Genomic DNA, 25591 nt, shown 5'->3' on the forward strand with positions numbered 1-25591 from the left:
GGGTCAGCGCAGAAAGCGGGCGATGGCGTCGGCCACGCAGGCGGGCCGCTCGGCACCCTCGAGTTCGACGGTGACCCGCCGATGCGCCTGTACGCCGCCGGGCACGTCGGTGACCTCGGTCAGCGTCAGCCGTCCCCGGATCCGCGAGCCCACCGGCACCGGGGTGAGGAACCGCACCCGGTCCAGGCCGTAGTTGATCGCCGCGCTCGCCGCGCTGACGGTCATGATCTGCTGGGTGATCGGCACGATCAGCGACAGCGTGAGGAAGCCGTGCGCGATGGTGGTGCCGTAGGGGCCCGCCGCGGCGCGCTCGGCGTCGATGTGGATCCACTGGTGGTCACCGGTGGCCTCGGCGAACCGGTCGATGCGCTCCTGGTCGATCGTGATCCACTCCGAGGGCCCGAGCTCGGTCCCCGCGGCCGCGCGCAGGGCGTCGAAATCGGCGAAATCCGTGGTCATTCCTGTCCTCCGAAACGTCGGCGCAGTTCGCGCTTGAGCACCTTGTGGGTGGGTCCGAGCGGGAGCTCGGTGACGAACTCGACGCGGCGCGGGTACTTGTACCGGGCGACCTGCTGCCTGCCGAACTCGATCACCTCGTGCTCGGTCAGCGTGCCGTCGGCCACCACCACGGCCACGATCTCCTCACCGTAGTGCGCGTCGGGCACCCCGATCACCGCGACCTGCGCGATCCGTGGATGCCGCAGCAGCGCGGCCTCCACCTCGGTGGGATAGACGTTGAAGCCGCCGCGCAGGATCATCTCCTTGATGCGGTCCACGATCCGGATGCGGCCGGTGGCGTCGCGGGTGCCCAGGTCTCCGGTGCGGAACCAGCCGTCGACGACGGCGGCCGCGGTCGCCTCCGGCCTGCCGGTGTAGCCGTTGAACACGTTGTGCCCGCGCACCACCACCTCGCCGGTCTCGCCCACCGGCAGCAGCACGATCCGGTCGGTGACGGCCGGATCGGCGATCTCCACGTCGACACCCCACACCGGATGCCCGACGCTGCCCGCCTCGGCACCGTAGATCGGCTGGTTGACCGCCGCCGTCGGCGAGGTCTCCGACAGGCCGTACCCCTCGAGCACCGGTGCGCCGTAGAGCTGCTCGAATTCCTCGAGCACCGAGGGCGGCAGGGCGGCGCCGCCGCTGACGCACAGTTTCAGCGCGGGCAGCGCGGGCGCGTGCGCGGCGGCCTCGATCAGCGCGCGGTACATCGTCGGTACTCCGTGGAAGAGGTTCACCCCTTCGGCGGCCATCAGCGCGAGCGCCCGCTCCGCGTCGAAGCGGGGCAACAGGACCAGGGTGCCGCCGACGCGCCAGTGCGAGTTCATCGACACCGTCTGCCCGAAGACGTGGAACAGCGGCAGCGCGCCGAGGGCGATGTCGTCGCGGTGGATCTCGTTGGCGTCGAAGGTGTTCACCGTCGCGCACAGGACCATGTTGAGATGGCTGAGCTCGGCGCCCTTGGGGGTTCCGGTGGTGCCGCTGGTGTAGAACACCACCGCGGTGTCGAGGGGACTCCGCGAGACGAACGATTCGATCGGGTCGCCGACGAGCTCGTCGGGCGCCACGGCGTCGATGCCCACCTCGCGGGCGGCCGCGCCGCCGTTCTCGGCCGCGACGGGATGACAGAGGAGCAGGGTGGCGCCGCTGTCGCGCAACACATACGCCATTTCGGGAGCGGTGAGCAGCAGGTGCACCGGCACGACCGTCGCGCCCGCCGCCAGGATGGCGAAGTACGCGCGCGGGAAGTCGGCGGTGTTGGGGCACAGCAGGGCGACCCGGTCGCCGGGGCGGACCCCGCGCGCGACGAGCGCCCCGGCCTGCGCGCGGGCCTGCCGCCAGAGGTCGGCGAAGGTGACGCGCGTATCGCCTTCGATCAGCGCCAGGTGGTCGGGTCGGCGCCGGGCCGGTTCGGCGAGGATGCTCGCCAGGGAGAGAGTGGCGTTCACGGGGTTCCTAACAGTCGGCGGCCGAGCGGTCAGCGTGCGAGATGCACGGCGAGTCCCTGGCCGACGCCCACACACAGGGTGACCACGGCATGGTGGGCGTCACGGTCGGCGAGTTCGAGTGCGGCGGTGAGGGCCAGGCGCGCACCGCTGGCCCCGAGCGGATGGCCCAGGGCGATGGCGCCGCCGTTGGGGTTGACGTGTTCGGCGTCGTCGGGCAGTCCGAGGCCGCGCAGGACGGCCAGCGCTTGGGCGGCGAAGGCCTCGTTGAGTTCGACGACGTCGATGTCGCCGATGGCGAGACCTGTTCGGGCCAGCAGTTTCTCGACGGCGGGCACCGGTCCGATGCCCATCGTCCGAGGTGGCACGCCCGCCGCCGTCACCGCGCCGATCCGGGCCAGCGGGGTGAGGCCGTAGCGCCGCACGGCCGTCTCCGACGCCAGCAGCAGCGCGGCGGCGCCGTCGTTGATGCCCGAGGAATTGCCCGCGGTGATCGACCCGTCCGCGACGACGGGTCGCAGCGCCGCGAGCGCGTCGACACTGGTCGCCCGGGGGTGTTCGTCGCGCTCGACGAGCACCGGCTCACCCCGGCGGCGCGGCACCGGGATCGGGACGATCTCCCTGGCGAGGCGTCCACGCTCGACGGCCGCCGCCGCGCGCCGCTGCGAGCGCAGCGCGAACGCGTCCTGATCGGCCCGGCCGACGCCGTGTTCGTCGGCGACGTGCTGGGCGGTCTCCGGCATGGAATCGGTGCCGTACTCGGCGCGCATGCGCGGGTTCACCAGCCGCCAGCCGAGGGTGGTGTCGGCCAGTTCGCCCGCACGATCCCACGGCGACGCGGCTTTCGGCACCACATAGGGCGCCCGCGTCATCGACTCGACACCGCCCGCGATCACCAACTCGGCGTCCCCGGCCCGGATCGCCCTGGCCGCGTAGGCCACCGCGTCCAGTCCCGAGGCGCACAGCCGGTTGACCGTCACGCCGGGCACCGTCACCGGCAGCCCGGCCAGCAGCGCCGCCATCCGGGCGACATTGCGGTTGTCCTCCCCGGCCTGATTGGCGCAGCCGAGCACCACATCGTCCACGGCGCCGAAGTCCACGCCGGGCAGCCGGGCGACCAGCGCGGCGATCGCGTGGGCCGCGAGATCGTCGGGCCGCACGGCCGCCAGCGCCCCGCCGTAGCGGCCGAACGGCGTGCGGACGCCGTCGACCAGGTACGCCACGCCCATCTACAGCCCCATGTCCTTGGCGATGATGGTCTTCATGACCTCGCTGGTGCCGCCGTAGATCCGGTTGACCCGGTTGTCGGCGTACAGGCGCGCCACCGGGTATTCGTTGATGTAGCCGTAGCCGCCGTGCAGCTGCAGGCAGCGGTCGATCACCCGGGAGGCGACCTCGCTGCAGAACAGCTTGGCCGAGGCGGCGTCGGCGGGAGTGAGGGTGCCCGCGTCGAGCGCGTCGAGCGCCCGGTCGACCACGGCCTCGGCGGCGTCGACCTCGGCACGGCAGGCGGCCAGCTCGAACTTGGTGTTCTGGAACGCCGCGACCGGCTGACCGAAAACGGTCCGGCCCCGGGTGTATTCGAGGGCGAACCGGATGGCGGCCTTGGCCTGCGCGTAGGCGCCGACGGCGATGGAGAGCCGCTCCTGGGGCAGGTTGCGACCCAGGTAGGTGAAGCCCTTGTGCTCCTCGCCGAGCAGGTCCGCCACCGGCACCCGCACGTCGGTGAACGACAGCTCGGCGGTGTCGGAGACCCGCAGGCCCAGCTTGTCGAGCTTGCGCCCGACCGTGTACCCCGGCGAGGCGGTGTCGACGACGAACAGCGAGATACCGTGGCGGCGATCGGATTCGGTGGGCGCCGCCGTGCGGGCGCACACGATCACCCGGTCGGCGTGCACGCCACCGGTGATGAAGGTCTTGGCGCCGTTGAGCACGTAGTGGGTGCCGTCCTCGGACAGCACGGCGGTGGTCCGCATCCCCGCCAGGTCCGAGCCGGTGCCCGGTTCGGTCATGGCGATGGCGAACATCGTCTCCCCGGTGACGAATCCGGGCAGCCAGCGCTGCTTCTGCTCGGCGGTGGCCAGGCTCTTCAGATACGGCAGGCACAGTCCGACATGGACACCCGAGCCACCGAACATGACACCCGCGCGGGCGCCCTCCTCCATGATCAGGGCCTGGAACTTGAACGACTCGATGCCCGCGCCGCCGTATTCCTCGGGCACCTCGATGCCGAAGACACCCAGTTCGGCGAGCTCACGGTAGAACTCGCGCGGCACGATGCCCGCCTGGTACCACTCGTCGTAGACCGGAACCACTTTCGTCTCGATGAACGACCGGATGGTCTTGCGGAAGGCGTCGTGCTCGTCGTTGTACACAGTGCGCTGCATGGGAACTCCTGAGAAATCGGTCGATCAGAGACGGCGGCCGCCGTCGACGTACACGGTCTGGCCGGTGACGAATCCGGCCTGGTCGGAGGCCAGGAAGGCCACCACGTTGGCGATGTCCTCCGGGACCCCGACCCGCCGCAGTGGCGTCACCGCGGCCGTCTTGTCCTGGAGCTCGTGGGCGCTGAGGCCGACCCTGGCGGCGGTGGCGGCGGTCATCTCGGTGGCGATGAACCCGGGGGCGACCGCGTTGACGCGAATACCGAACGGGCCCAGTTCCATGGCCAGGGTCCTGGTCAGGCCCTGGATGCCCGCTTTGGCGGCGGCGTAGTTGGCCTGGCCGCGGTTGCCCAGCGCCGACACGCTCGAGGTGTTGACGATCACGCCGCCACCGTGCTCGACCATGTGCTTCTGGGCGGCCCTGCTGCACAGGAACGCGCCGCGCAGGTGCACCGACATGACGGTGTCCCAGTCGTCCACCGACATCTTGAACAGCAGGTTGTCGCGCAGCACACCGGCGTTGTTCACCAGCACGTCGAGCGCGCCGAGGTCGGCCACGGTGCGGGCCACCGCGGCGGCGACGGCGTCCTCGTCGGCGACATCGCAGCCGAGGCCGATCGCGGTGCCACCGGCGGCGTTGATCTTCCCGGCGGTGAGCACGGCCGCGTCGGCGTCGAGGTCGACGACGGCGACGGCACAGCCGTCGGCGGCCAACCGGGCGGCGGTCGCGGCGCCGATGCCGCGCGCGGCGCCGGTGACGAAGGCGGTTCTACGGGTCATGGTGGGTTACTCCTGGGGTCAGACGATGGCGTTGACGCCGGTGAGGGCGCGACCGATGAGCAGCTTCTGGATCTGGGTGGTGCCCTCGTAGAGGGTCAGCACGCGCGCGTCGCGCAGGTACTTGGCGACGGGGTACTCGTCGATGTAGCCGTAGCCGCCGAACACCTGGATCGCGTTGTTGGCGGCCTTCACCGCGGTCTCGGAGGCGAACAGCTTGGCCATCGAGGCCGCGGTGCCGAACGGCTCGCCCCGGTCGACCAGATCGGCCGCGCGCCAGGCCAGCAGCCGGGCCGCCTCGGTCTCCACCGCGATATCGGCGAGCAACTCCTGGACGAGCTGATACCCCGCGATGGGCTTGCCGAACTGCTCGCGCTCCCCCGCGTAGCGCACCGCGGCCTCGAGGCACGCCCGCGCCACCCCGACGCACCCTGCGGCCACCCCCATCCGGCCCTTGTCCAGGGCGGCCATCGCGATCCGGAACCCCTCGCCCTCCGCGCCCAGGCGCAGCGCGTCGGGCACCCGCACCCCGTCGAGGACGAGTTCGGCGGTGGCCTGCCCGCGCAGGCCGAGCTTGCCCTTGATCTCGGTGCGACCGAAGCCCGGCGCGTCGGTCGGGACGAGGAAGGCGGTGACACCCTTGGGCCCCGGACCGCCGGTGCGCGCGAACACCAGCGCGACATCGGCCCAGGTGCCGTTGGTGATGAAGATCTTGGTGCCGTCGATGACCCAGTCGTCGCCGTCGCGGGTGGCGCGGGTGATCAGGTTCGCGGCGTCGGAGCCGTTGCCCGGCTCGGTGAGCGCGAAGCAGCCCAGCCGCTCGCCCGCGCACAGCGGCGGCAGGAAGCGGTGCTTCTGCTCCTCGGTGCCGTAGGCCGCGATCGACTTGCCGACCAGCCCCAGCGACACCGAGACGATGCCGCGCACCGCGCTGTCGCCCCGGCCGAGTTCCTCGAGCAGCACGCAGTAGGCCAGTGCGTCGCCGCCGGAGCCGCCGTACTGCTCGTCGATCCCGATGCCGAGGAAGCCCAGCGCGCCGAGCTTGCCGACGATCGCGGGGTCGACCGATTCGGCCCGATCCCACTCGGTGGCGTACGGCACGACCTCCTTGTCCACCCAGGTGCGGGCGAGTTCACGCAGATCGTGATGGGCGGGACTGAGTGCGAGATCCATCGGGCGGACTCCTGAACCGAACGGTGTTAGTTTTACCGGTGGCACGGTAACCTAACGCCGTTCGGTTATGCAAGAGCCGCCTCGGAGATCGGTGATAGCGTTCGGATCCGATCCCGGAGCAGACAAGGAGCCCCCGCATGGCGAGGCCGCGCGTACCGCTGTTGAGCCGCGAGCGCATCCGCGACACCGCGCTGACCCTCGTCGACCGCGACGGCCTGGCCGAGGTCTCCATGCGCAAGCTGGCCGCCGAACTGGGCGTGCGGGCCGCCTCGCTCTACGGCCACTACCCGAACAAGGACGACCTGTTCGACGACATCGCGACGGGCATCATGAGCCACGTCGACACCTCGGGCTTCGACACCCTGCCCTGGGACGACGGCCTGACCGCCTGGGCGCGCAGCTACCGCGCGGCGCTGGTCGCGCACCCGAATTTCGTGCCGTATCTGGCCGCGGGCCCCGGCCGTCGCGCGGAGAACCTGCGCGCGGCCGACGCCGTGCACGGCGCCCTGGTCGGAGCGGGCTGGCCGCCGCGCTACGCGACCATGATCGGCGCGGCCACCCGCTACCTGGTGATGGGCTCGACCGTCGGCTCGTTCGCGGGCGGTTTCGCCGACGACGTGCAGGTCTACCGGGACCGCTATCCGCACCTGAACCAGGCGCACCTGCTGCGCGCGGTGGCCGACGAGATCGACGACGACAGCTTCGAGCTGGCCCTGACCGCGTTCGTCGCCGGACTGCGCGGCACCTACGCCAGCGTGGTCGGCACCGCCTGAGCGGCCCCGGACACACGACGGGACCGGTGGCGCCTACGCATCGCTCCCATGCGCCACCGGTCCCGTCGACACCCCCCGTCTCGGGGGTTCGCCTACATCGAGGCGATCAGCCGGTCGACGCGCTCGTCGACCGACCGGAAGGGATCCTTGCACAACACCGTGCGTTGCGCTTGATCGTTCAACTTCAGATGCACCCAGTCGACCGTGAAGTCGCGGCCCGCTTCCTGGGCGGCGGTGATGAAGTCACCGCGCAGCTTGGCCCGGGTGGTCTGCGGCGGGGTCTCCACCGCGGCGTCCACGGCCTCGTCCTCGGTGATCCGCTTGGCCAGACCCTTGCGCTGCAGCAGGTCGAACACCCCGCGACCGCGCTTGATGTCGTGGTAGGCCAGGTCCAGCTGGGCGATCTTGGGATCGGACAGCTCCATGCTGTAGCGGTCCTGGTAGCGCTGGAACAGCTTGCGCTTGATCACCCAGTCGATCTCGGTGTCGACCTTGGCGAAGTCCTGCGCCTCGACCGCGTCGAGGGTGCGGCCCCACAGGTCGACCACCGCGTCGACCTGCGGATCGCGATCGCGATTGCGCAGGTGCTCGACGGCGCGCGCGTAGTACTCGCGCTGGATCTCGAGCGCGCTGGCCTGCCGACCACCGGCCAACCGGACCGGACGACGGCCGGTCAGATCGTGGCTTACCTCGCGGATCGCGCGGATCGGGTTGTCGAGGGCGAAGTCGCGGAACGACACGCCCGCCTCGATCATCTCCAGCACCAGCGAGGCGGTGCCCACCTTGAGCATCGTGGTCGGCTCGGCCATGTTGGAGTCGCCGACGATCACGTGCAGGCGCCGGTACTTCTCGGCGTCGGCGTGCGGCTCGTCGCGGGTGTTGATGATCGGGCGCGAGCGGGTGGTCGCCGAGGAGACGCCCTCCCAGATGTGCTCGGCGCGCTGGGACAGGCAGAAGGTGGCCGCCTTGGGCGTCTGCAACACCTTGCCCGCACCGCAGATGAGCTGGCGGGTGACCAGGAACGGGAGCAACACGTCCGAGATCCGGGAGAACTCGCCCGCGCGCACCACGAGGAAGTTCTCGTGGCAGCCGTAGGAGTTGCCCGCGGAGTCGGTGTTGTTCTTGAACAGGTAGATATCGCCGCCGATACCCTCCTCGGCCAGGCGCTGCTCGGCGTCGATCAGCAGGTCCTCCAGGACCCGCTCACCGGCGCGGTCGTGGGTGACCAGCTGCACCAGGCTGTCGCATTCCGCGGTCGCGTACTCCGGGTGTGATCCGACGTCGAGGTACAACCTGGCACCGTTGCGAAGGAAAACGTTAGAGCTACGGCCCCAGGACACCACCCGGCGGAACAGGTACCGGGCTACCTCGTCGGGGGACAGCCGACGGTGACCGTGGAAGGTGCATGTCACACCGAACTCGGTCTCGATCCCCATGATTCGTCGCTGCACACCATCGACACTACAGCCATGAGCAGTGCCCGCGCGGCGCTCCGGACAACCCATTCGCATACGTGTTCACAACGATTCGGACAGTGTCATCGGCCGGTCGCACGCACGACGCCGGGCCCGCGAACCGTGGTGGTTCGCGGGCCCGGCGTGATCATGACGGCGGGCTACTCCCCCGCGTCGTCCTCGGGTTCGGGCAGCTTCGCGTCTTTCACGGGCTTGGCCTTCGGCGCGCTGCCCAGCGCCTTCTCCAGGGCGGCACCCTGCAGCCGACGGAAGGCCCGTCGGGGCCGTGCCTGCTCGAGCGTGGCCACCTCGAGGGAGGCCACACCGAGAGCGCGCTTGTCCTTGTCGGCCTCCGGCTGCCCGGTCTGGAGCGCGCCGATCGCCACCTTCAGGGCGGCGTCGAGCGACAATCCCGGCTTGTAGGCGGCCTTGAGCGCGGTCACGATGGGTTCGGTGGTGCCACCCATCACGACGTATTCGCGCTCGTCGACGATCGAGCCGTCGAAGGTGATCCGGTACAGCACCGAGGTCGGCGACTGCTCCGGATAGCCCACCTCGGCCACGCACAGCTCCACCTCGTAGGGCTTGAGCTGATCGGTGAAGATCGAGCCGAGGCTCTGCGCGTACAGGTTGGCCAGGCCACGGCCGGTGACATCGCGCCGGTCGTACTGGTAGCCCTTCAGGTCGGCCTGCAGGATGCCGCCGCGGCGCAGGGCCTCGAACTCGTTGTACTTGCCCACGGCCGCGAACCCGATGCGGTCGTAGAGCTCACTGATCTTGTGCAAGGTCGCCGACGGATTCTCCGCGACGAACAGCACGCCATTGTCGTACACCAGCACCACCACGCTGCGACCTCGCCCGATGCCCTTGCGGGCGAGCTCGGTCTTGTCGCGCATGATCTGCTCGGCGGACGCGTAGTAAGGCAGCGTCATGCGCTGGCACCCCCGTTCTGTGCGGCCGCCCGGTCGACCGCGATCGCCGTGGCGACCGCGGCGAGCTCGTCTTCGCCGACCTCCACCGCGCCCTCGGCGTCGATCAGCACCACCGTCGGGTAGATCCCGCGCAGCGGGTCCGGCCCGCCGGTGGCGGTGTCGTCGTCGGCGGCGTCGACCAGCGACTCGACCGCGATCCGCAGGGCCTGCTCGTGGTCGAGACCGGCCCGGTAGGTCTTCTTCAGCGAGGACTTGGCGAACATCGAGCCGGAACCGACCGCGGTGTAGCCGAAACGCTCCTCACTGCGTGAACCCACCACATCGAACGACACGATCCGCCCGGCCCTGTCCGGGTCGGTGACCTGGTCGTCGAATCCGACCAGCAGCGGCACCACGGCCAGCCCCTGCATGGCGGCCGGGAGATTGTCGCGCACCATCTTCGACAGCTTGTTGGCCTTGCCGTCGAAGGTCAGTGACACACCTTCGATCTTCTCGTAGTACTCGAGCTCCACCGCGAACAACCGCACCATCTCCACGGCCAGCCCGGCCGTGCCCGCGATACCCGCCGCGGAGAAGGTGTCGGTGATGTACACCTTCTCCATGTCGCGCGAGGCCACCAGGTTGCCCTGGGTGGCCCTGCGGTCGCCCGCGATCAGCACGCCGCCGCGGTAGCTGACCGCGACGATGGTGGTGCCGTGCGGCGCGAAATCCGCCGAGGCGGTCATGTCGGACGCACCGAACCTGTTGCCGGGCAACAGGTCCGGTGCGTGCATGCGCAGATGTTCGGTGAACGAGGAGAGAGCCTGCCCCGCGTGGAGGCGCAACGGATCACCTGAGGTCACTGGCCGCCCTTCTGCACATATGCCCGCACGAAGTCCTCGGCGTTCTCCTCGAGCACGTCATCGATCTCGTCGAGCAGGTCGTCGGTCTCCTCCGCCAGCTTCTCGCGGCGCTCCTGCCCGGCCGCGTCGACGCCCTCGGGGCCCTCGTCCTCGTCGCCACCCCCGGCGCGCTTGGTCTGCTCTTGTGCCATGGCCGCCGACCTCCTCTTCCTCATCACGATGTTCGTGCCAGTCCCTCAACCCTACCGAGCGGATCCGACAAGGTGGTCTATTAGCGATCGGATTGTCGCCCTACCGTGCCGGGAATCGCCTCAGTGGGTGAGCTGTTCGACGAGCTCGGCGGCCGATTCCGCGGCGTCGAGCAGCTTGCCGACGTGGGCTTTCGTGCCCCGGCGCGGCTCCAGGGTGGGGATGCGCACCAGCGAATCGCCCCCGAGATCGAAGATCACCGAATCCCAACTGGCGGCGGCGATATCGGCGCCGAAACGGCGCAGACACTCACCGCGGAAGTAGGCGCGGGTGTCGGTGGGCGGCTTGGTCATGGCGTCGAGCACCTGCTGCTCGCTGACCAGGCGCTTCATCGAGCCCCGGGCGACCAGACGGTTGTAGAGACCCTTGTCCAGGCGCACATCGGAGTACTGCAGGTCCATCAGGTGCAGTTTCGGCGCGGCCCAGCCCAGCCCCTCGCGGCTGCGCATGCCCTCGAGCAGGCGCAGCTTGGCGGGCCAGTCGAGCAGGTTGGCGCACTCCATCGGGTCGCGCTCGAGCAGGTCCAAGACCATCGCCCAGTTGTCGACGATGTCGCGCACGCGCGGGTCGTCGTTGCCCTCGCGGTCGACGAACTTGGCCACCCGCTCGTGGTAGAGCCGTTGCAGCGCAAGGCCGGTCAGCTCGCGGCCGTCGGCCAGCGCCACGGTGGCGCGCAGGCTCGGGTCGTGGCTGATCTGGTGCACGGCGGTGACCGGGCGGGCCAGCTGGAACTCCGAGAGGTCCTCGCCCGCCTCGATCAGATCCAGCACCAGCGCGGTGGTGCCGACCTTGAGATAGGTCGACATCTCGGCCAGGTTGGCGTCGCCGATGATCACGTGCAGGCGCCGGTACTTGTCGGCGTCGGCGTGCGGCTCGTCGCGGGTGTTGATGATGCCGCGCTTGAGCGTGGTCTCCAGGCCGACCTCGACCTCGATGTAGTCGGCGCGCTGGGACAGCTGGAAGCCCGCGTGGTCACCGGACTGCCCGATACCGACCCGGCCGGACCCGCAGATGACCTGCCGGGAGACGAAGAACGGGGTCAGACCGGCGATGATGTGGCTGAACGGGGTGTCACGGCTCATCAGGTAGTTCTCGTGGGTGCCGTAGGAGGCGCCCTTGCCGTCGACGTTGTTCTTGTACAGCTGCAGCCGAGGGGCGCCGGGCACGCTCGAGGCGTGCCGGGCGGCGGCCTCCATCACCCGCTCACCGGCCTTGTCCCAGATCACCGCGTCGAGCGGGTCGACGACCTCGGGCGCGGAGTACTCGGGGTGGGCGTGGTCGACGTAGAGCCGGGCGCCGTTGGTGAGGATCATGTTGGCGGCGCCGACCTCGTCGGCGTCGATCACGGGAGCGGGTCCGCTCATCCGGCTCAGGTCGAAACCACGCGCGTCACGCAGCGGGGATTCCACCTCGTAGTCCCAGCGGGTCCGCTTGGCTCGCGGCACCCCTTCGGCGGCCGCGTAGGCGAGCACGGCCTGGGTGGAGGTGAGGATCGGGTTGGCCGTCGGCTCCGTGGGGGTCGAGATGCCGTACTCGACCTCGATTCCGATGATGCGCTGCATGCTGTCGAGCCTAGGCGACGCGCCCGGCCCGCACCCGCATCTCGCTCCGAGCGCCCTCCCCGCCCAGCTCAGCCCGGCGCACTCGGCAGATCGATCGATCCGGTGTCCGCCGCTGGGGGGACCCCGCGGTGGTCCTCGCGGGCGATCCGGCCCGCTCGAGCCGTCGCGATACTCGATCCATGACCGAGACCGCGCCCCGCCTCGCCGCCGTCCGCCCGGACCGGCCCGGCCGCCTGCTCGCCCTGGATGTCCTGCGCGGCATCGCGATTCTGGGCACCCTCGGGACCAATATCTGGATCTTCACCGACCCGGGCGGACTCCTCGGCTACATCGACGGGCTCGGCGCGACCGCGGAGAACGGCTGGATGTGGTCGGAGCGGGTGCTCCAGCAGCTCGTGCAGGGCAAGTTCCTCGGACTGCTCACGGTGATGTTCGGCATCGGGTTGGCCATCCAGCAGTCCTCGGCCCAGCGGGCGGGCAGGCGGTGGCCGGGCGGTTACCCGTGGCGCGCGGCGCTGCTGTTCCTCGACGGTCTGCTGAACTTCCTGCTGGTCGCGGAGTTCGACGTGCTCATGGGCTACGCGGTCACCGGCCTGGTGGTGGCCTACCTGCTGGCGACGAGCGAACGCGCCCAGCGCCGCTGGGTGATCGTCGCGACCTCGATCCATCTCACGCTGCTCACCCTCATCGCCGTGGCCCTGGCCTTCGAACCGGCCGGACAGAGCGGCGCCTCGTCGGTGCCCGACCCGAATCCCTATGCGGACGGCTCGTTCTGGGATCTGGTGCTGTTCCGCCTCCACCACGCCGCCGCGTTCCGGGTGGAGGCGATCTTCATCTTCCCGATGTCGGTGGCCCTGTTCCTGATCGGCGCCCGGCTCTTCCGCGCCGGGGTCTTCCGTCCCGAGGGCGCGCGAATCCGCCGGTGGCTCATGATCGTCGGCTTCGGCATCGCGGCCCCGATCGACTTCGTGGTCGGTGTCTTCGTGGGCGGCGATCTGGTCCTGTTCACCCGCTACGGCACCGCGCCGCTGGTCTCGCTGGGCATCCTCGCCGCGGTCGCGGCCTTCTATCTGCGCAGGCCACGGCTGGGTTTCGCGGGCACGCGCCTGAGCGAGGTCGGCCGCACCGCGCTGAGCTGCTACATCCTGCAGAATCTGATCGCCGGAATCCTGTGCTACGGCTGGGGTTTCGGGCTCGCCGCGCGAGTGTCCGTCGACGCGCGGGTGCCGTTCACCCTCGCGATCTACCTGGTGGTCATCCTGGCGATCACCGCCTTCGCCCACCTGTGGCTGCGCCGCTTCGAGCGCGGGCCGGTGGAATGGCTGTGGCACCGCACCTATCGCCTGGTGGCACCGGCGGGCTGATCAGCGCAGGCGGGCCTCGGGCGGCGGGGCCGCGTCCGGGGCCACCAGCAGATCGGCGACCAGCGAATCCCGTTGCAGCGGAACGCCGAGACTGCGTGCGTTGCCCTCGAACAGCGAGAGCACCGACTCGGTGAGAATGCCCTGGATCTGCTCGGCGCCCAGCACCGGTTCCGGCTCCGCCCGCCAGCTCGCGACGACTCCGTCGACGAGCCCGACCATCCCGAAGGCCATCGGCCGGGCCCTGGCCGGATCGATGCCGAAGCGGGCCAGGGTGGCGGCGAACATGTCGGCCAGCTGACCGCCGACCTCGCGACCCGCGCCGGACAGGCTCGCACCGCCCTCCTGGGGCGCGTCGCCGAGGAAGCGGTGCAGGTTCGGATGCAGCTCGATCCAGTCGAGGTAGGTGCCGATGGCGCCGCGCACCGCGTCCTTGAGGGTGCCGTTGGGCTGCAGCGCGGGCAGCAACTCGGCGAGCAGGAGTTCGAGGATGCGCCTGCGGGCGAGCGCGTCGAGTTCGGCGCGACCACCGATGTGGCGGTACACCACCGGCCGGGGCAGCGCGAGGTGCTCGGCGATCAGCTGCACCGAGATCTCCACGCCGTGCTGTTCGATCACCTCGACCGCGGCGTCGATCATCTCCGCGCGGCGGCGGGCCTTGTGCCCGTGCCAGCGGGTGGCGCGCCCGTCGCCGACGGGCTGCTCGGCATGGGCGGAAGGTGCAGTCACAGCCCCCACGATACGCGGACGGCCGGTGCCCGTGACATCGTGTTCCAGCAAACCGGGGCGTCGGTCGCGGCCGGGTATGCTCGGCGACATGCGGACCCGGGCGATGGTGATGGCGTACGCGGTACTCGCGTGCCTGCTGCCCGCCTTCGTGCTGCTCACCGTACCGGGCGGGGAGGCCGCCCGCGCGCTGGCCGTCGGTGCTGTCGCCGCGGCCATGGTCTGCGCGCTCGCCGCGATCACCACCTACCGCCACCTGCCGCTGCGGGTCGCCACCGCCGGTCCACCCCGTTCCGCCCAGCGCAGACTGCGCGGATCCTTCCTGCCGCAGAGCAATCCGGACTCCCCCGGCCGTCCCCGACCACGGGCCCCGGGAGCCGATCACCGCTGACAGGCCGCTACGGCGTCCCTGTCGGATTCGTGATCCCTCCCTCTTCCGTGCGTTCCCGCACGCCGTCCGGACAGGTCGTTGCGTCATGCTCGATATCGTCTACATCCCGGTCTCCGCCCTCCTGTGGTGCTGGCACCGGCTCTTCGCCCTCCCCTTCGGCCCGGCCGACGGGCTCGCCTGGCTGCTGGCCGTGGTGGCACTCTTGGTCACCGTGCGCGCGCTGCTGATCGTCCCGGCGCTACGTCAGGCCCGGTCCCAGGCCACCCTGCGCGCACTGCAACCACGCGTGGAGCGCCTGCGCGCCGCCCACCGCGACGACCCCCGCGCGCAGGCCACCAGTATCCGCGCCCTGCACCGTGAGCACGGCGTGCGCTTGTTCGCCGGGTTGCTCCCGCTGCTCGGCCAGGCCCTGGTGTTCCTCGGGCTGTTCCACGTCCTGCGCTCCTTCGACCGCACTCACGCCTCCGCCCTCGGCCCCTTCGCCTCGACCAGCAGTCCGCTGACCGACGAGGCCAATCGCGCCACCGCCAACTACCTGTTCGGCGCTCCCGAGGTCCGCGCCTTCCTCGACGCCCATCTCTTCGGCGCTCCCCTGTCGGCGACCGTCTCCAGCGCGGGCGATCTGCTGTTCTCGGTGGCCGCGCTGGCCGTCCCGCTGGCGTTGCTCGCGGCGGTGGCCACCCATCTCACGGCCCGGCTCGCGCCGGTCGGCACCGACGGCACGGCCGCCGTGATGCGGGTGCTCTCGCTGTGGGTGTTCCCGGCGGGCGCGCTGGTGAGCGGGGCGATCATGCCGGTGGTCGTGCTGGTGTATTTCGCCACCAATGCCGTGTGGACGTGCGCGCAGCAGTACGTCATCCGGCGGGTGCTCGCCGCGGAGGCCACCGCCGCGGCGGTCGCCGCCACCGCAGCGGCCCGGGCCAGCGCGCCGCGACCGGGAGCAAAACCGCGCCGTCGGTGAACGGCGTTACCCTCGGGCGGTGTCCGCGCACCCGGAATCGGAACTGCTCGCCGTCTACGACGCCGCCGGGACGGTGATCGGTGCCGCCGAGCGCGGCACCGTCTACCGCGACGGACTCTGGCACGCCAGCGCCGGGGTGCTCGTCCGGTCCGGTGACGGCCGCCGCGTGTACGTCCACCGGCGGACCGACAGCAAACTCGTGTTCGCCGGGCTGCACGACTGCCTGGCCGGTGGCGTGGTGGACGCCGGGGAGGACCCGGCCGACACCGCCGTGCGCGAACTGCGCGAGGAACTCGGTATCACCCTGCCCGCGCACACCCGACTGCCGTTGCGCGCCAGCGTGTCCTGGGACGGCGACTGGGCGGGCCGCGCGCTGCGCTGTCACCTGTTCGGTTACGAGGTGCGCTATGACGGGCCGATCCACCACCAGCCCACCGAGATCGCCGCGGGCTGGTGGTGCGAGATCGCCGAACTCCGTGCGCTGCTGCGGGATCCGACGTGGCCGTTCGTCCCCGACACCCGCCTGCTGCTGACCGACCTGCTGGCCGACCACAGCGACCGACACGACGGACTCACCACGTGAAACCCGCCGGGAAATCCCCTATCGGTCCAGGCCGCGCAGGGTTTCCTCGTCCCTGGCGACCACCGCGCCGCCGTCGGCGGTGAGCACGATCGGGCGCTGGATCAGCTTCGGATGCTCGGCCAGCGCGGCCAGCCACCGCTCCCGATCGGCCTCGGTGCGGCCCCAGCCGCTCAGGCCGAGTTCCTTGGCGACGTCCTCGCCGGTGCGCGTGATCTCCCAGGGTTCGGCGCCCAGCCGCGCGAGCACCGCGCGCAGTTCCTCGACGGTCGGCGGATCGTCGAGATAGCGGCGCACGGTGTAGTCCACGCCGGTCGCGTCGAGGTGCGCGGCGGCGTTGCGGCTCTTGGAGCAGCGCGGGTTGTGCCAGATCTCGGTGTGCCCAGACGTCATGGGCCCCAGCGTAGTGGCCCGTCGTGCTGCGGCCTCGTGACGATCCGACGGTCCGCGCGCGTGTGACGGCGGCTACTGGCAGGATGCGCGGTACATCGTCCGGTTCCACCCCAGCCCGAGGAGACACCGTCCAGGTGAGCACCCCATCGCAGGCCCGATCCCTCCGCCGCGCCGTCTTCGGCCTCGCCGCCGCCGTGGCGACCCTGGTGGCCGTGGCACCGGCCGCCCACACCGCGCCCGTCCAGCAGACGGTGATCCCCGGGTGCGTCCCCGCCGCCGCGGGCCAGCCCAACGGCAAGCAGTGGCCCGTCGAGCCCCCGCTCACCATCGACCCGGCGGCCGCCTACACCGCCACCCTGAACACCACCTGCGGCCCCGTGACCGTCGACCTCGACGCCGCGTCCGCCCCGCGCACGGTCAACTCGTTCGTCTTCCTGGCTGGTGAGGGCTACTTCGACCACACCCGCTGCCACCGACTCACCACCGACGGCATCTACGTGCTGCAGTGCGGCGATCCCACCGCGACCGGCCGGGGCGGACCGGGCTACCAGTTCGGTGATGAGAACCTCGCGGGGGCGGTCTACCCGGCGGGCACCGTCGCCATGGCCAACGCGGGCCCCGGCACCAACGGCAGCCAGTTCTTCCTGGTCTACCGCGACACCCAGCTGCCCCCGAACTACACCCCGTTCGGCCGCGTGACGGGCGGCCTGGACGCGCTCACCACCATCGCCGACGCCGGTGTGGTCGGCGGCGGACCGGACGGCACCCCGGTCGCCGACGTGGTCTTCGACGCGGTGACCACCACCCAGGGCTGAGAAGAACGACGAGGGCCGCGACTCCCGGCTGGGAGTCGCGGCCCTCGTCGTGGCTGGGGCGGGATCAGCCCGCGCTGATCGAGCTGAACAGGTTCTGGATGGTCAGCAGGATCACTTCGGTCAGGAAATCGGCGGCCGAACCGGTCATGGCAACACTCCTCGGGTACGAGTCCTCATCAGGTGGGACGAACATGTGAAGCATGTCCTATCCACACTTGGGAGCGCAGCGTTTTCCGGAAAATAAACGAACGAAACGACGGCAGGCCGTGTTCCGGTGCGGAACACGGCCTGCCTGGTCGGTAGAGGTTACAGGTACTGACCCGTGTTGGACTCGGTGTCGATCGCCCGGCTGGCCGAGGCGTTCTTGCCGGTGACCAGGGTGCGGATGTAGACGATCCGCTCGCCCTTCTTGCCCGAGATCCGTGCCCAGTCGTCGGGGTTGGTGGTGTTGGGCAGGTCCTCGTTCTCGGCGAACTCGTCGACGATCGAGTCGAACAGGTGCTGGATGCGCAGACCCGGGTTGCCCGTGTCGAGCACCGACTTGATCGCGTACTTCTTGGCCCGGTCCACGATGTTCTGGATCATGGCGCCGGAGTTGAAGTCCTTGAAGTACAGGACCTCCTTGTCACCGTTGGCGTAGGTGACCTCCAGGAAGCGGTTGTCGTCGCTCTCGGCGTACATCCGGTCGACGACCTTCTCGATCATCGCGTCCACGCAGGCGGCCTTGTCGCCGTCGAACTCGCGCACGTCGTCGACGTGCAGGGGCAGCGTCTCGGTGAGGTACTTCGAGAAGATGTCCTGCGCCGACTCCGCGTCCGGCCGCTCGATCTTGATCTTCACGTCCAGGCGGCCCGGCCGCAGGATCGCGGGGTCGATCATGTCCTCGCGGTTGGAGGCGCCGATGACGATGACGTTCTCCAGGCCCTCGACACCGTCGATCTCCGAAAGCAGCTGGGGCACAACGGTGGTCTCCACATCGGAGGAGACACCCGAACCACGGGTGCGGAAGATCGAGTCCATCTCGTCGAAGAACACGATCACCGGGGTGCCCTCGGAGGCCTTCTCGCGCGCCCGCTGGAAGATGATCCGGATGTGACGCTCGGTCTCGCCGACGAACTTGTTGAGCAGCTCGGGGCCCTTGATGTTGAGGAAGAAGGACTTGGCCTCCTTGGCGTCCTCACCGCGGGCTTCGGCGATCTTCTTGGCCAGCGAGTTGGCCACGGCCTTGGCGATCAGGGTCTTACCGCAGCCGGGCGGACCGTAGAGCAGCACGCCCTTCGGCGGGCGCAGCGCGTACTCGCGGAACAGATCCTTGTGCAGGAAGGGCAGTTCCACCGCGTCGCGGATCTGCTCGATCTGTCGGCCGAGGCCACCGATGTCGGTGTAGTCGACGTCGGGAACCTCTTCCAGGACAAGGTCTTCCACCTCGGCCTTGGGCACCCGCTCGAAGGCGAAGCCCGCCTTGGTGTCGACCAGCAGCGAATCACCCGGGCGCAGTTTGCGAATGGGGGAATCGGGGTCGTCCATGTCGTCGTACTCGGCGATCTTGGACAGCGGGCCCGACAGCCACACCACGCGTTCCTCGTCGGCGTGACCGACCACCAGCGCGCGGCGGCCGTCGTCGAGAATCTCACGCAGCGTGCCGATTTCGCCGATGGCGTCGAAGTTGCCCGCCTCGACCACGGTGAGCGCCTCGTTCAGGCGGACCGTCTGGCCGTATTCGAGCGTGGCGACGTCGATGTTGGGCGAGCAGGTCAGGCGCATCTTGCGACCGGAGGTGAAGACGTCGACGGTCTGATCCTCGTAGGTGTGGATGACGATGCCGTAGCCGCTGGGCGGCTGTCCGAGGCGATCGACTTCCTCACGCAGGGCGATCAGCTGTTGACGCGCTTCCTTGAGCGTGTCCATCAACTTGCCGTTGCGGATGGTCAGCGAATCGATCCGTGCTTCCAATTCGCGTGCGCGATCCGGCGAGTCGGCGAGTTGTCTGCGAAGAGCAGCCGCCTCGGCGCGTACCGCCTCGAGCTCTCGCCAGGCCGCCGAATCCGAATTCTCGTTGGGGCTCATGATGCTGCTCCTCCCAGTCCCGGTCTTTCAACGCTACCGGGCGCGGTCCGTTCTCGCTTTCCGACATGGTTTCGTCGTGATCACATCTTGTACGGTGACGAGCCTATCCGCCCCCGTCTCCCCACATGTTAGGCTCCCCTAACACCCCGATGCCGGGGCACCAGGCGAGTGCGCTCGCCATCGAGCCGAAAGGTTGCTGAGCATGCTCCTTCCTCCCCGTACAGTCCGTGTCACCGTAGCTACCGCCGCTGCGGCACTCGCCGTGACCATCGGGCTGACCGGTTGCGGCGACTCCGATGATTCCTCGACGAAGACCACCAGCAGCAGTACCAGTATCGCGGCCGCTCCGTCCAGCGATTCGGCAACTCCGGCCCCGTCCGGCCAGACCGCCGGGGCGCCGACGGCCGAGACGCTGAAGGAGACGCTGGTGAAGTTCGGCGACCCGGCGGTGTCCACCGACGACAAGTCGAAGCTGATCGTCAACGGCGAGGCGCGCAAGTCCAATATCGACCAGATGAACGGCATGCTGGCGGGCTACACCCTCACCTTCGCCGTCGACAACGTCGTGACCAGCGGGAACACCGCGACCGCCGATGTCACCATCACCTCCCCGCACGGCACCGCCCCGGCCTTCCCGGTCACCTGGGAGCAGGTCGACGGCACCTGGAAGATCTCCGACAACAGCGGCTGCCTGCTGCTGGGCTTCGCCCAGGCCCCCTGCGCGCCCGCCTGAGCCGCGCGCCACGCCCCGGGTCGGCTGCCTGCCGACCCGGGTTTTTTGTGCCCGTGCGCCCCGGCTGAGTAGTTCTGCGCTGTGCCGGTGACCCGGACTCTGCGAGGGTCTGTGCCATGAACGTGTTTCCCGGTGTCGCGACGGTCGCGGCGCACACCCCGGCCGACCGCGACCGGTTCCTGGATCTGGTGCGGTTGGCCTCGCTGCTCGTGGTCGTCGCCGGGCACTGCCTGATGCTGACGGTGGTGCTCGACGGCGACCGGGTGGAGTTCGGCAACGTCCTCGCCGATCTGCCCGCGCTCCAGGCGCTGACCTGGGTGTTGCAGGTGCTGCCGCTGTTCTTCTTCGCCGGGGTCGCGGCCGGGGCGCGCGGCATCGGGCCGGGAACGTCGTGGGGTGGCTGGCTGTTCCGGCGCACCCAGCGCCTGGTGCGTCCGCTCGGGTGGTTCCTGCTGGCCTCGGCGGTGCTGGTGGCGGTGGCGCAGCGCGTGCTGCCGCCCGGCTGGCAGCGACCGCTGGCGGTGACCAGTGTCCAATTGCTGTGGTTTCTCGGCGTGTACCTGGTGGTGCTGGCGTGTACGCCCGCGCTGGCGGCGCTCGTGACGACCGGTCGCCGGATGTTTGCCACGGTGGCCGTGCTGGCGCTGGCGGCGGCGGTGATCGACGAGGTACGCCGCCGCGGCGGTCCCGCCGAGCTCGGTTATGTGAATTTCGCCGTCTGGCTGATCCCGGCGGTGCTCGGCATCGGCTATCTGCGGGGTCTGCTGGCCACGCGCACCGCGGCGGTGCTCGCGGGCGTCGTCCTGATGCTCGATGTCGCGCTGGTGGCGGTCGGGCCCTACGAGCTGAGTCTGGTCACCGTGCCGGGGCAGCGGCTGTCGAATCTGGCGCCGCCCTCGCTGCTGCTGGCCGGGCACGCGGTGGTGCTGTGCTGCGCGGCCGTCGCGGCGGCGCCGTGGTTGCGGCGCCTGGCCGCGCGGCCGCGGGTGTGGTGGGTGACGGTGATCGGCAACACCGGCGCGATGACGCTGTACCTGTGGCACATGCCGGTGCTGCTCACGGTGCTCGTGCTCGGTCACTTCGCCGGGCTGCACCGCACCCGTCCCGGGCAGCCGGGGTTCTGGTCGCTCACCGTGGCGCAGCTGGTGTTGACGGCGGCGGGCACCGCGGTGCTGTTCCTGGCCCTGCGCGGGCTGGAGAACACGCCCCTGCGCTGGTGGGACGACGCGGTCCGCCCGGTGCGCGGAGGCTGGTCGGCGGTGACGGTGCTCGCGGTGATCGCGGCCGGATGCGCGCTGCTGCAGGCCACCCGGTTCGGGCTCACCGCCGAGGGCGCGCGCTGGCTGACCTGCTCGGCCGGATGCCTGCTGACCGCGCGCGTACTCACCCGCGCGCGGCCGCGGACGAGCGGGCTCAGCCCTTCGAAGGACGGCGCTGCGGCTTCGGTGTGACCGTGCCCTCGGCCAGCCTGCGCGCGCTCACCAGGAACGCCGTGTGCCCCTGCATGCGGTGTTCCGGGCGCACGGCCAGGCCGACGACGTGCCAGCCACGCACCATCGACTCCCACGAGCGCGGCTCGGTCCAGCACTCCTGCTCGCGCAGCGCCTCGACGACCTTGGACAGCTGGGTGACGGTGGCCACGTAGACGATCAGCACCCCGCCGGGCACCAGCGCCTTGGACACCGCGGGCAGCGCGTCCCACGGCGCCAGCATGTCCAGCACCACCCGGTCGACCTGCGGACCCTCGTACTGGGCCACATCCGCCACCGTCAGCGACCAGTTGTCCGGGCGCCCGCCGAAGAAGGTCTCCACATTGCGCACGGCGTGCTCGGCGTGGTCGTCGCGGATCTCGTAGGAGATCACCTCGCCCTCGGGGCCGACCGCGCGCAGCAGCGAGCAGGTCAGCGCGCCGGATCCGGCACCGGCCTCGAGCACCCGGGCGCCGGGGAACACGTCGCCCTCGTGCACGATCTGGGCGGCGTCCTTGGGGTAGATCACGGCCGCGCCGCGCGGCATCGACAGCACGTAGTCGACCAGCAGCGGGCGCAGGGCGAGGTAGGGGGTGCCGTTGGTGGACTTCACGACGGTGCCCTCGTCGGTACCGATGAGGTCGTCGTGCTTGATGCCACCCCGGTGGGTATGGAATTCCTTACCCTCCTCCAGCAGCACCGTGTAGAGGCGCCCCTTGGCATCGGTCAGCTGCACGCGGTCCCCGATGGTGAACGGACCGGTTCGTCTGGCCGTCATGGATCTCCATTTCTCTCAGCGGAAACCTCCAGCCTGCCAGGCTGTGTGATCGCGTCACCGCACGGGGTGACCGCGCCCGGCCGCGCCGCGATCCGACCTTCGGTGTCGGTGGGTGCCGATACCCTGCGCAGTATGTCCGCACCGGTGCCCGTGTCCCTCGCCGACGACCCCGCCGACGCCCCCTCGCCGCGGTCGCGCCCGGCGCTGTCGCCTTCGCGCGCAAGCGATTTCAAGCAGTGTCCACTGAAGTACCGGCTGCGGGCGATCGATCGGATTCCGGAGCCGCCGTCGCGGGCCGCGGTGCGGGGCACCGTCGTGCACGCCGTGCTCGAGGATCTGTTCGGATTACCGGCCGCGCAGCGACATCCGGAACACGCGGCCGCGCTGGTCCCGGCCGCGTGGGAGCGGGTGCGGGCCGGGCGCGAGGGGCTCGACGAGCTGGTCGCCGAGGGCGGTCCGGAGAAGCTGTTCACGGAGGTGCGGCGACTGGTCGAGGGCTACTACGAGCTGGAGGACCCGCGCCGGTTCGAGCCCGAGTCGCTGGAGGAGCGGGTCGAGGTGGAGCTCGACGGTGACGTACCGCTGCGCGGGTTCGTCGACCGTATCGATGTGGCACCGTCGGGTCTGCTGCGTGTGGTCGACTACAAGACCGGCCGCTCCCCCGGCCCGCTGCACGAGGCCCGCGCGCTGTTCCAACTCAAGTTCTACGCCCTGGTGATCCTGCGCACCCGGGGCATCGTGCCCGCCCAGCTGCGCCTGATCTATCTGGCCGACAAGATCCTGCTCACCTACACCCCCGAACGCGACGAACTCGACCGCTTCGCACGCATCCTCACCGCACTGTGGCAGGCCATTCTCGAGGCGGGCCGCACCGGCGATTTCCCGGCGCAGCGCAATGCCCTGTGCAAGTTCTGCGATTTCAAGCCGCTGTGCCCCGAGTTCGGAGGCACGCCGCCGCCGTATCCGGGCTGGCCGCACCAGGATTCGGCCCCCGTCGAGCTGGGTGTGCCGGAGGTCCGGCCCGCAGAGGACGTCTGAAACCACCCCGGCACTCGGCGCCCCACACGCACCGACCGATCCTTCTCGGCCGCGAATCATGGCCCCGGCGCCCTCGAGCGAGTTAGGCTGACGGCACCCCTATGCAACTAGTTGAATATGAGGTGAGCTGATGCATCCCTTCCGTGCCGCTGTCGAAGCCCGCGACGAGGCCGCCATCGAGGCCCTGCTGGCCGACGATGTCGTCTTCACCAGCCCGGTCGCCTTCCAGCCCTATCCGGGCAAGCCGATCACCGCGGCCATCCTGCGCGCGGTGATCCGGGTGTTCGAGGACTTCCGCTATGTCCGCGAGATCGGCGACGACCGTGACCACGCCCTGGTCTTCGAGGCCACCGTGGACGGCAAGCAGCTCAGCGGCTGCGACTTCGTGCACCTGAACGAGGACGGCAAGATCGATGAACTCACCGTGATGGTGCGTCCGCTCTCGGCCGCGACGGCGCTGGCCGCGCGGATGGGCGAGCAGTTCGAGCGCATCAAGGCCGAGGCGATCGCGGGCAGCTCGGGTTCCTGAGCTGCCCGCGGGGGCCGGGATCAGACGGTGAAGTCGTGGAACAACAGCACCGAGAGACCGAGGCCCACCACCAGATTCACCACGGCGGCCGAGCCGAACACCACGATCGGCCGCCAGCCCGCCTCGCGCAGGCCGCGCGCCGAGAACTCCAGGCCGATGGAGACGAAGGCCAGGATCAGGAACCAGGTGCGCAGGTCGTTGACCACGGCGATGTGCGCGGCACCGGTCGCCTTGTCGACGGACTGCAGATACAGCGTGCCGATGACCGAGGCGGCCAGGAACCCGAGCACGAACTTCGGGAACCTGGCCCAGAATTCGCCGAGGCGGGGCCGGGCCGCGCCCGGGGTGCGTTCCACCCGGAAGGCGAACCAGGCGGTCAGCGCGATGGCGACGATGCCGATGAGCGCGTTCTGGGTGGTCTTGACGATGGTCGCGATCTTCAGCGAGTCCTCACCGGTCAGCGCGCCCGCCGCCGCCACGGCCGCGGTGGTGTCGATATTGCCGCCGATCCAGGCTCCGGCGACCGCGTCGGAGAGCCCCAACACGTCGGCCAGCCACGGCAGCAGGAAGATCGAGGGCAACGCGAAGATGATCACCAGCGAGGCCGCGTAGGCGATCTGCTCGCGCCGGGCCTGCACCGCGCCCGCCGCCGCGATGGCCGCGCTCACGCCGCAGATCGACACCGCCGAGGACAGCAGCGCCCGCAGTTTGTCGTCGAGCCCCAGCAGCCCACCGAACCACCAGGTGAAACCGAACACCAGGGTGATCAGCGCCAGTGCCTGCACGATCGCCGGGGCGGCCGCGGTGACCAGGATCTTCAGATTGATCGAGGCCCCGAGCAGCACCACACCGGTCTTGATGAAGAACTCGGTGCGGAATCCGGCCGAGAGCCGTTCGCGCAGGCCCAGTTTGGACAGGATCACATTGCCCGCCAGGCCGATCGCGATCGCGTACACCGGGTATTCGACCGTCTTCGCCACCCGCTGGAAGGGGGTGTCCACCGCCCATTGCGGAACATGGGTGTCGAAGAGCCTGGTCAGCGCGCCGAGCGCGAGCACGACCAGCAGGCCGGTCACGATGTCGGCGGTACTCGGTCGCGGGTTCGCCTGGAGCGCGGCGGTTTCGGAGGTGGTCTTCGGCTCGCTCATCACGGCACCAGCCAGTCCGGGATCGCCCCTGTCAGGACGAGCGCGAGCAGGGCCAGCCCGACGACAGTCGCCAGCCAGTCCTCGTTCCACGTGAATGTGCTCCCCGGCCGCGGCTCGGGCTGTGTCTGCGACACGGTGACTCCTTGCTGTTCCTCATCGAGAAACGCAAGGTAGCAGCGGTTTTCCCCGAACACACGGATTGCGTTCAGCCTGAACGGATCTCCCCGTCCTCCCCCCACGGCACACCACCGGGAAGCCACCGTTCTACCTACCGTCCGAGCCAACCTCAGACCGCGCGGCCATCGTCACCCCACCTGGCGCCTTCGCGGCACCCTTCATGCCCAAGCCACCACCGGGCGCCTTGGCGGCACCCTTCATCCCGAGTCCGCCACCGGTCGGGGCGGTCTTCGGTGCGGCCTCGGCCACCTCAGCGACCGGCTCAGGCTGGGGTTCGGGCTCCGGCTCCGGTTCGGCCTTCGGTTCCTGGATCACGACCAGGTTCGCCGACAA

The 25591-nt window shown here is 70.1% G+C and carries 28 protein-coding genes and 1 pseudogene; 10 read left to right on the forward strand and 19 right to left on the reverse strand.

The window, feature by feature from the left end; translation table 11 throughout:
* Window positions 1-3: 3 nt before the first annotated feature.
* From QC180_RS29050 to QC180_RS29075, 6 genes are read right to left on the reverse strand one after another with little or no spacing between them, the layout of a single operon-like run.
* Window positions 4-459 carry a MaoC family dehydratase gene (locus tag QC180_RS29050; RefSeq protein WP_278266049.1) on the reverse strand — a complete coding sequence of 152 codons (456 nt, stop codon included), beginning with the start codon at window positions 457-459 and terminating at the stop codon, window positions 4-6.
* On the reverse strand, window positions 456-1949 hold the full coding sequence (locus QC180_RS29055) for a long-chain-fatty-acid--CoA ligase (RefSeq protein WP_278266050.1): 1494 nt from the start codon (window positions 1947-1949) through the stop codon (window positions 456-458). The genes QC180_RS29050 and QC180_RS29055 overlap by 4 nt, the downstream gene beginning before the upstream one ends.
* 29 nt (window positions 1950-1978) lie before the next feature.
* Entirely contained in the window at window positions 1979-3175 is a 1197-nt protein-coding gene (gene pcaF, locus QC180_RS29060; protein ID WP_278266051.1) for a 3-oxoadipyl-CoA thiolase, read from the reverse strand.
* On the reverse strand, window positions 3176-4333 hold the full coding sequence (locus QC180_RS29065; RefSeq protein ID WP_278266052.1) for an acyl-CoA dehydrogenase family protein: 1158 nt from the start codon (window positions 4331-4333) through the stop codon (window positions 3176-3178).
* A gap of 24 nt (window positions 4334-4357) precedes the next feature.
* Window positions 4358-5110 carry a 3-oxoacyl-ACP reductase FabG gene (gene fabG / locus QC180_RS29070; protein ID WP_278266053.1) on the reverse strand — a complete coding sequence of 251 codons (753 nt, stop codon included), beginning with the start codon at window positions 5108-5110 and terminating at the stop codon, window positions 4358-4360.
* A gap of 18 nt (window positions 5111-5128) precedes the next feature.
* The gene (locus QC180_RS29075) at window positions 5129-6280 is read right to left on the reverse strand and encodes an acyl-CoA dehydrogenase family protein (RefSeq protein ID WP_278266054.1); all 1152 of its coding nucleotides are present in this window, start codon (window positions 6278-6280) and stop codon (window positions 5129-5131) included.
* Between the two features lie 137 nt (window positions 6281-6417).
* Between QC180_RS29075 and QC180_RS29080 the strand changes: the two genes are divergently transcribed.
* The gene (locus QC180_RS29080) at window positions 6418-7053 is read left to right on the forward strand and encodes a TetR/AcrR family transcriptional regulator (protein ID WP_278266055.1); all 636 of its coding nucleotides are present in this window, start codon (window positions 6418-6420) and stop codon (window positions 7051-7053) included.
* Window positions 7054-7145: 92 nt separating this feature from the next.
* Here the strand turns inward: QC180_RS29080 and pafA are convergent, their stop codons facing one another.
* From pafA to dop, 5 genes are all read right to left on the reverse strand, one after another.
* Window positions 7146-8504: a Pup--protein ligase gene (pafA, locus tag QC180_RS29085; protein ID WP_186817494.1), complete on the reverse strand. Its 1359-nt coding sequence runs from the start codon at window positions 8502-8504 to the stop codon at window positions 7146-7148.
* Window positions 8505-8668: 164 nt separating this feature from the next.
* On the reverse strand, window positions 8669-9439 hold the full coding sequence (prcA, locus tag QC180_RS29090) for a proteasome subunit alpha (protein ID WP_278266056.1): 771 nt from the start codon (window positions 9437-9439) through the stop codon (window positions 8669-8671).
* Window positions 9436-10281: a proteasome subunit beta gene (gene prcB, locus QC180_RS29095; RefSeq protein ID WP_278266057.1), complete on the reverse strand. Its 846-nt coding sequence runs from the start codon at window positions 10279-10281 to the stop codon at window positions 9436-9438. Before prcB ends, prcA begins: the two co-directional genes overlap by 4 nt.
* Window positions 10278-10472: a ubiquitin-like protein Pup gene (locus tag QC180_RS29100; RefSeq protein WP_019047503.1), complete on the reverse strand. Its 195-nt coding sequence runs from the start codon at window positions 10470-10472 to the stop codon at window positions 10278-10280. Before QC180_RS29100 ends, prcB begins: the two co-directional genes overlap by 4 nt.
* 120 nt (window positions 10473-10592) lie before the next feature.
* Window positions 10593-12092: a depupylase/deamidase Dop gene (gene dop / locus QC180_RS29105; protein WP_278266058.1), complete on the reverse strand. Its 1500-nt coding sequence runs from the start codon at window positions 12090-12092 to the stop codon at window positions 10593-10595.
* 179 nt (window positions 12093-12271) lie between these two features.
* Here dop and QC180_RS29110 point away from each other — a divergent pair, with 179 nt between their 5' ends.
* On the forward strand, window positions 12272-13456 hold the full coding sequence (locus QC180_RS29110) for a DUF418 domain-containing protein (RefSeq protein WP_278266059.1): 1185 nt from the start codon (window positions 12272-12274) through the stop codon (window positions 13454-13456).
* Here the strand turns inward: QC180_RS29110 and QC180_RS29115 are convergent, their stop codons facing one another.
* A complete protein-coding gene (locus tag QC180_RS29115) occupies window positions 13457-14182 on the reverse strand; it encodes a TetR/AcrR family transcriptional regulator (protein WP_278266060.1) in 726 nt (241 codons plus the stop codon).
* 88 nt (window positions 14183-14270) lie between these two features.
* Here QC180_RS29115 and QC180_RS29120 point away from each other — a divergent pair, with 88 nt between their 5' ends.
* The 3 genes from QC180_RS29120 (at window position 14271) to QC180_RS29130 (ending at window position 16114) form a co-directional block, all read left to right on the forward strand.
* Window positions 14271-14570, forward strand: a complete 300-nt coding sequence (locus QC180_RS29120) for a DUF6412 domain-containing protein (protein ID WP_278266061.1) — start codon at window positions 14271-14273, stop codon at window positions 14568-14570.
* An 85-nt stretch (window positions 14571-14655) separates the two neighbouring features.
* Window positions 14656-15531 carry a membrane protein insertase YidC gene (gene yidC, locus QC180_RS29125; RefSeq protein ID WP_278266062.1) on the forward strand — a complete coding sequence of 292 codons (876 nt, stop codon included), beginning with the start codon at window positions 14656-14658 and terminating at the stop codon, window positions 15529-15531.
* A gap of 19 nt (window positions 15532-15550) precedes the next feature.
* The gene (locus QC180_RS29130) at window positions 15551-16114 is read left to right on the forward strand and encodes an NUDIX hydrolase (protein ID WP_278266063.1); all 564 of its coding nucleotides are present in this window, start codon (window positions 15551-15553) and stop codon (window positions 16112-16114) included.
* Window positions 16115-16132: 18 nt separating this feature from the next.
* On the opposite strand, the gene QC180_RS29135 is transcribed toward QC180_RS29130, so the two are convergent.
* Complete coding sequence (locus QC180_RS29135) at window positions 16133-16504, reverse strand: arsenate reductase family protein (protein WP_278266064.1); 372 nt, start codon at window positions 16502-16504, stop codon at window positions 16133-16135.
* Between the two features lie 134 nt (window positions 16505-16638).
* Between QC180_RS29135 and QC180_RS29140 the strand changes: the two genes are divergently transcribed.
* A complete protein-coding gene (locus QC180_RS29140; protein ID WP_278266065.1) occupies window positions 16639-17319 on the forward strand; it encodes a peptidylprolyl isomerase in 681 nt (226 codons plus the stop codon).
* A gap of 64 nt (window positions 17320-17383) precedes the next feature.
* Here the strand turns inward: QC180_RS29140 and QC180_RS29145 are convergent, their stop codons facing one another.
* The gene (locus tag QC180_RS29145) at window positions 17384-17521 is read right to left on the reverse strand and encodes a hypothetical protein (protein ID WP_278266066.1); all 138 of its coding nucleotides are present in this window, start codon (window positions 17519-17521) and stop codon (window positions 17384-17386) included.
* Window positions 17522-17625: 104 nt separating this feature from the next.
* Window positions 17626-19386: a proteasome ATPase gene (gene arc, locus QC180_RS29150; protein WP_278266067.1), complete on the reverse strand. Its 1761-nt coding sequence runs from the start codon at window positions 19384-19386 to the stop codon at window positions 17626-17628.
* 202 nt (window positions 19387-19588) lie between these two features.
* On the opposite strand from arc, the gene QC180_RS29155 reads away from it, so the two are divergent.
* Both QC180_RS29155 and QC180_RS29160 read left to right on the forward strand, forming a co-directional pair.
* Complete coding sequence (locus QC180_RS29155) at window positions 19589-20119, forward strand: WKL family lipoprotein (RefSeq protein ID WP_474646558.1); 531 nt, start codon at window positions 19589-19591, stop codon at window positions 20117-20119.
* Window positions 20120-20235: 116 nt separating this feature from the next.
* Window positions 20236-21570 (forward strand): acyltransferase family protein, encoded by a 1335-nt coding sequence (locus tag QC180_RS29160; RefSeq protein WP_278266069.1) that lies wholly within the window; start codon window positions 20236-20238, stop codon window positions 21568-21570.
* Here the strand turns inward: QC180_RS29160 and QC180_RS29165 are convergent.
* Window positions 21533-22366, reverse strand: a complete 834-nt coding sequence (locus QC180_RS29165) for a tRNA (adenine-N1)-methyltransferase (RefSeq protein ID WP_278266070.1) — start codon at window positions 22364-22366, stop codon at window positions 21533-21535. The two genes, QC180_RS29160 and QC180_RS29165, sit on opposite strands and share 38 nt — an antisense overlap.
* A gap of 132 nt (window positions 22367-22498) precedes the next feature.
* On the opposite strand from QC180_RS29165, the gene QC180_RS29170 reads away from it, so the two are divergent.
* Together QC180_RS29170 and QC180_RS29175 are read left to right on the forward strand one after the other, a co-directional pair.
* The gene (locus tag QC180_RS29170) at window positions 22499-23404 is read left to right on the forward strand and encodes a RecB family exonuclease (RefSeq protein WP_278266071.1); all 906 of its coding nucleotides are present in this window, start codon (window positions 22499-22501) and stop codon (window positions 23402-23404) included.
* A gap of 130 nt (window positions 23405-23534) precedes the next feature.
* Window positions 23535-23933 carry a nuclear transport factor 2 family protein gene (locus QC180_RS29175; RefSeq protein WP_278266072.1) on the forward strand — a complete coding sequence of 133 codons (399 nt, stop codon included), beginning with the start codon at window positions 23535-23537 and terminating at the stop codon, window positions 23931-23933.
* A gap of 20 nt (window positions 23934-23953) precedes the next feature.
* On the opposite strand, the gene QC180_RS29180 is transcribed toward QC180_RS29175, so the two are convergent.
* From QC180_RS29180 to QC180_RS29190, 3 genes and pseudogenes are all read right to left on the reverse strand, one after another.
* Window positions 23954-25081: a YeiH family protein gene (locus QC180_RS29180; RefSeq protein WP_278266073.1), complete on the reverse strand. Its 1128-nt coding sequence runs from the start codon at window positions 25079-25081 to the stop codon at window positions 23954-23956.
* Window positions 25081-25215 (reverse strand): hypothetical protein, encoded by a 135-nt coding sequence (locus tag QC180_RS29185; RefSeq protein WP_278266074.1) that lies wholly within the window; start codon window positions 25213-25215, stop codon window positions 25081-25083. Before QC180_RS29185 ends, QC180_RS29180 begins: the two co-directional genes overlap by 1 nt.
* Before the next feature lie 130 nt (window positions 25216-25345).
* Window positions 25346-25591, reverse strand: a pseudogene (locus QC180_RS29190) (hypothetical protein); the annotation flags it as partial.

Origin of the sequence: Nocardia anocheti, assembly GCF_029675105.1 — a bacterium.
Lineage (GTDB): Bacteria > Actinomycetota > Actinomycetes > Mycobacteriales > Mycobacteriaceae > Nocardia.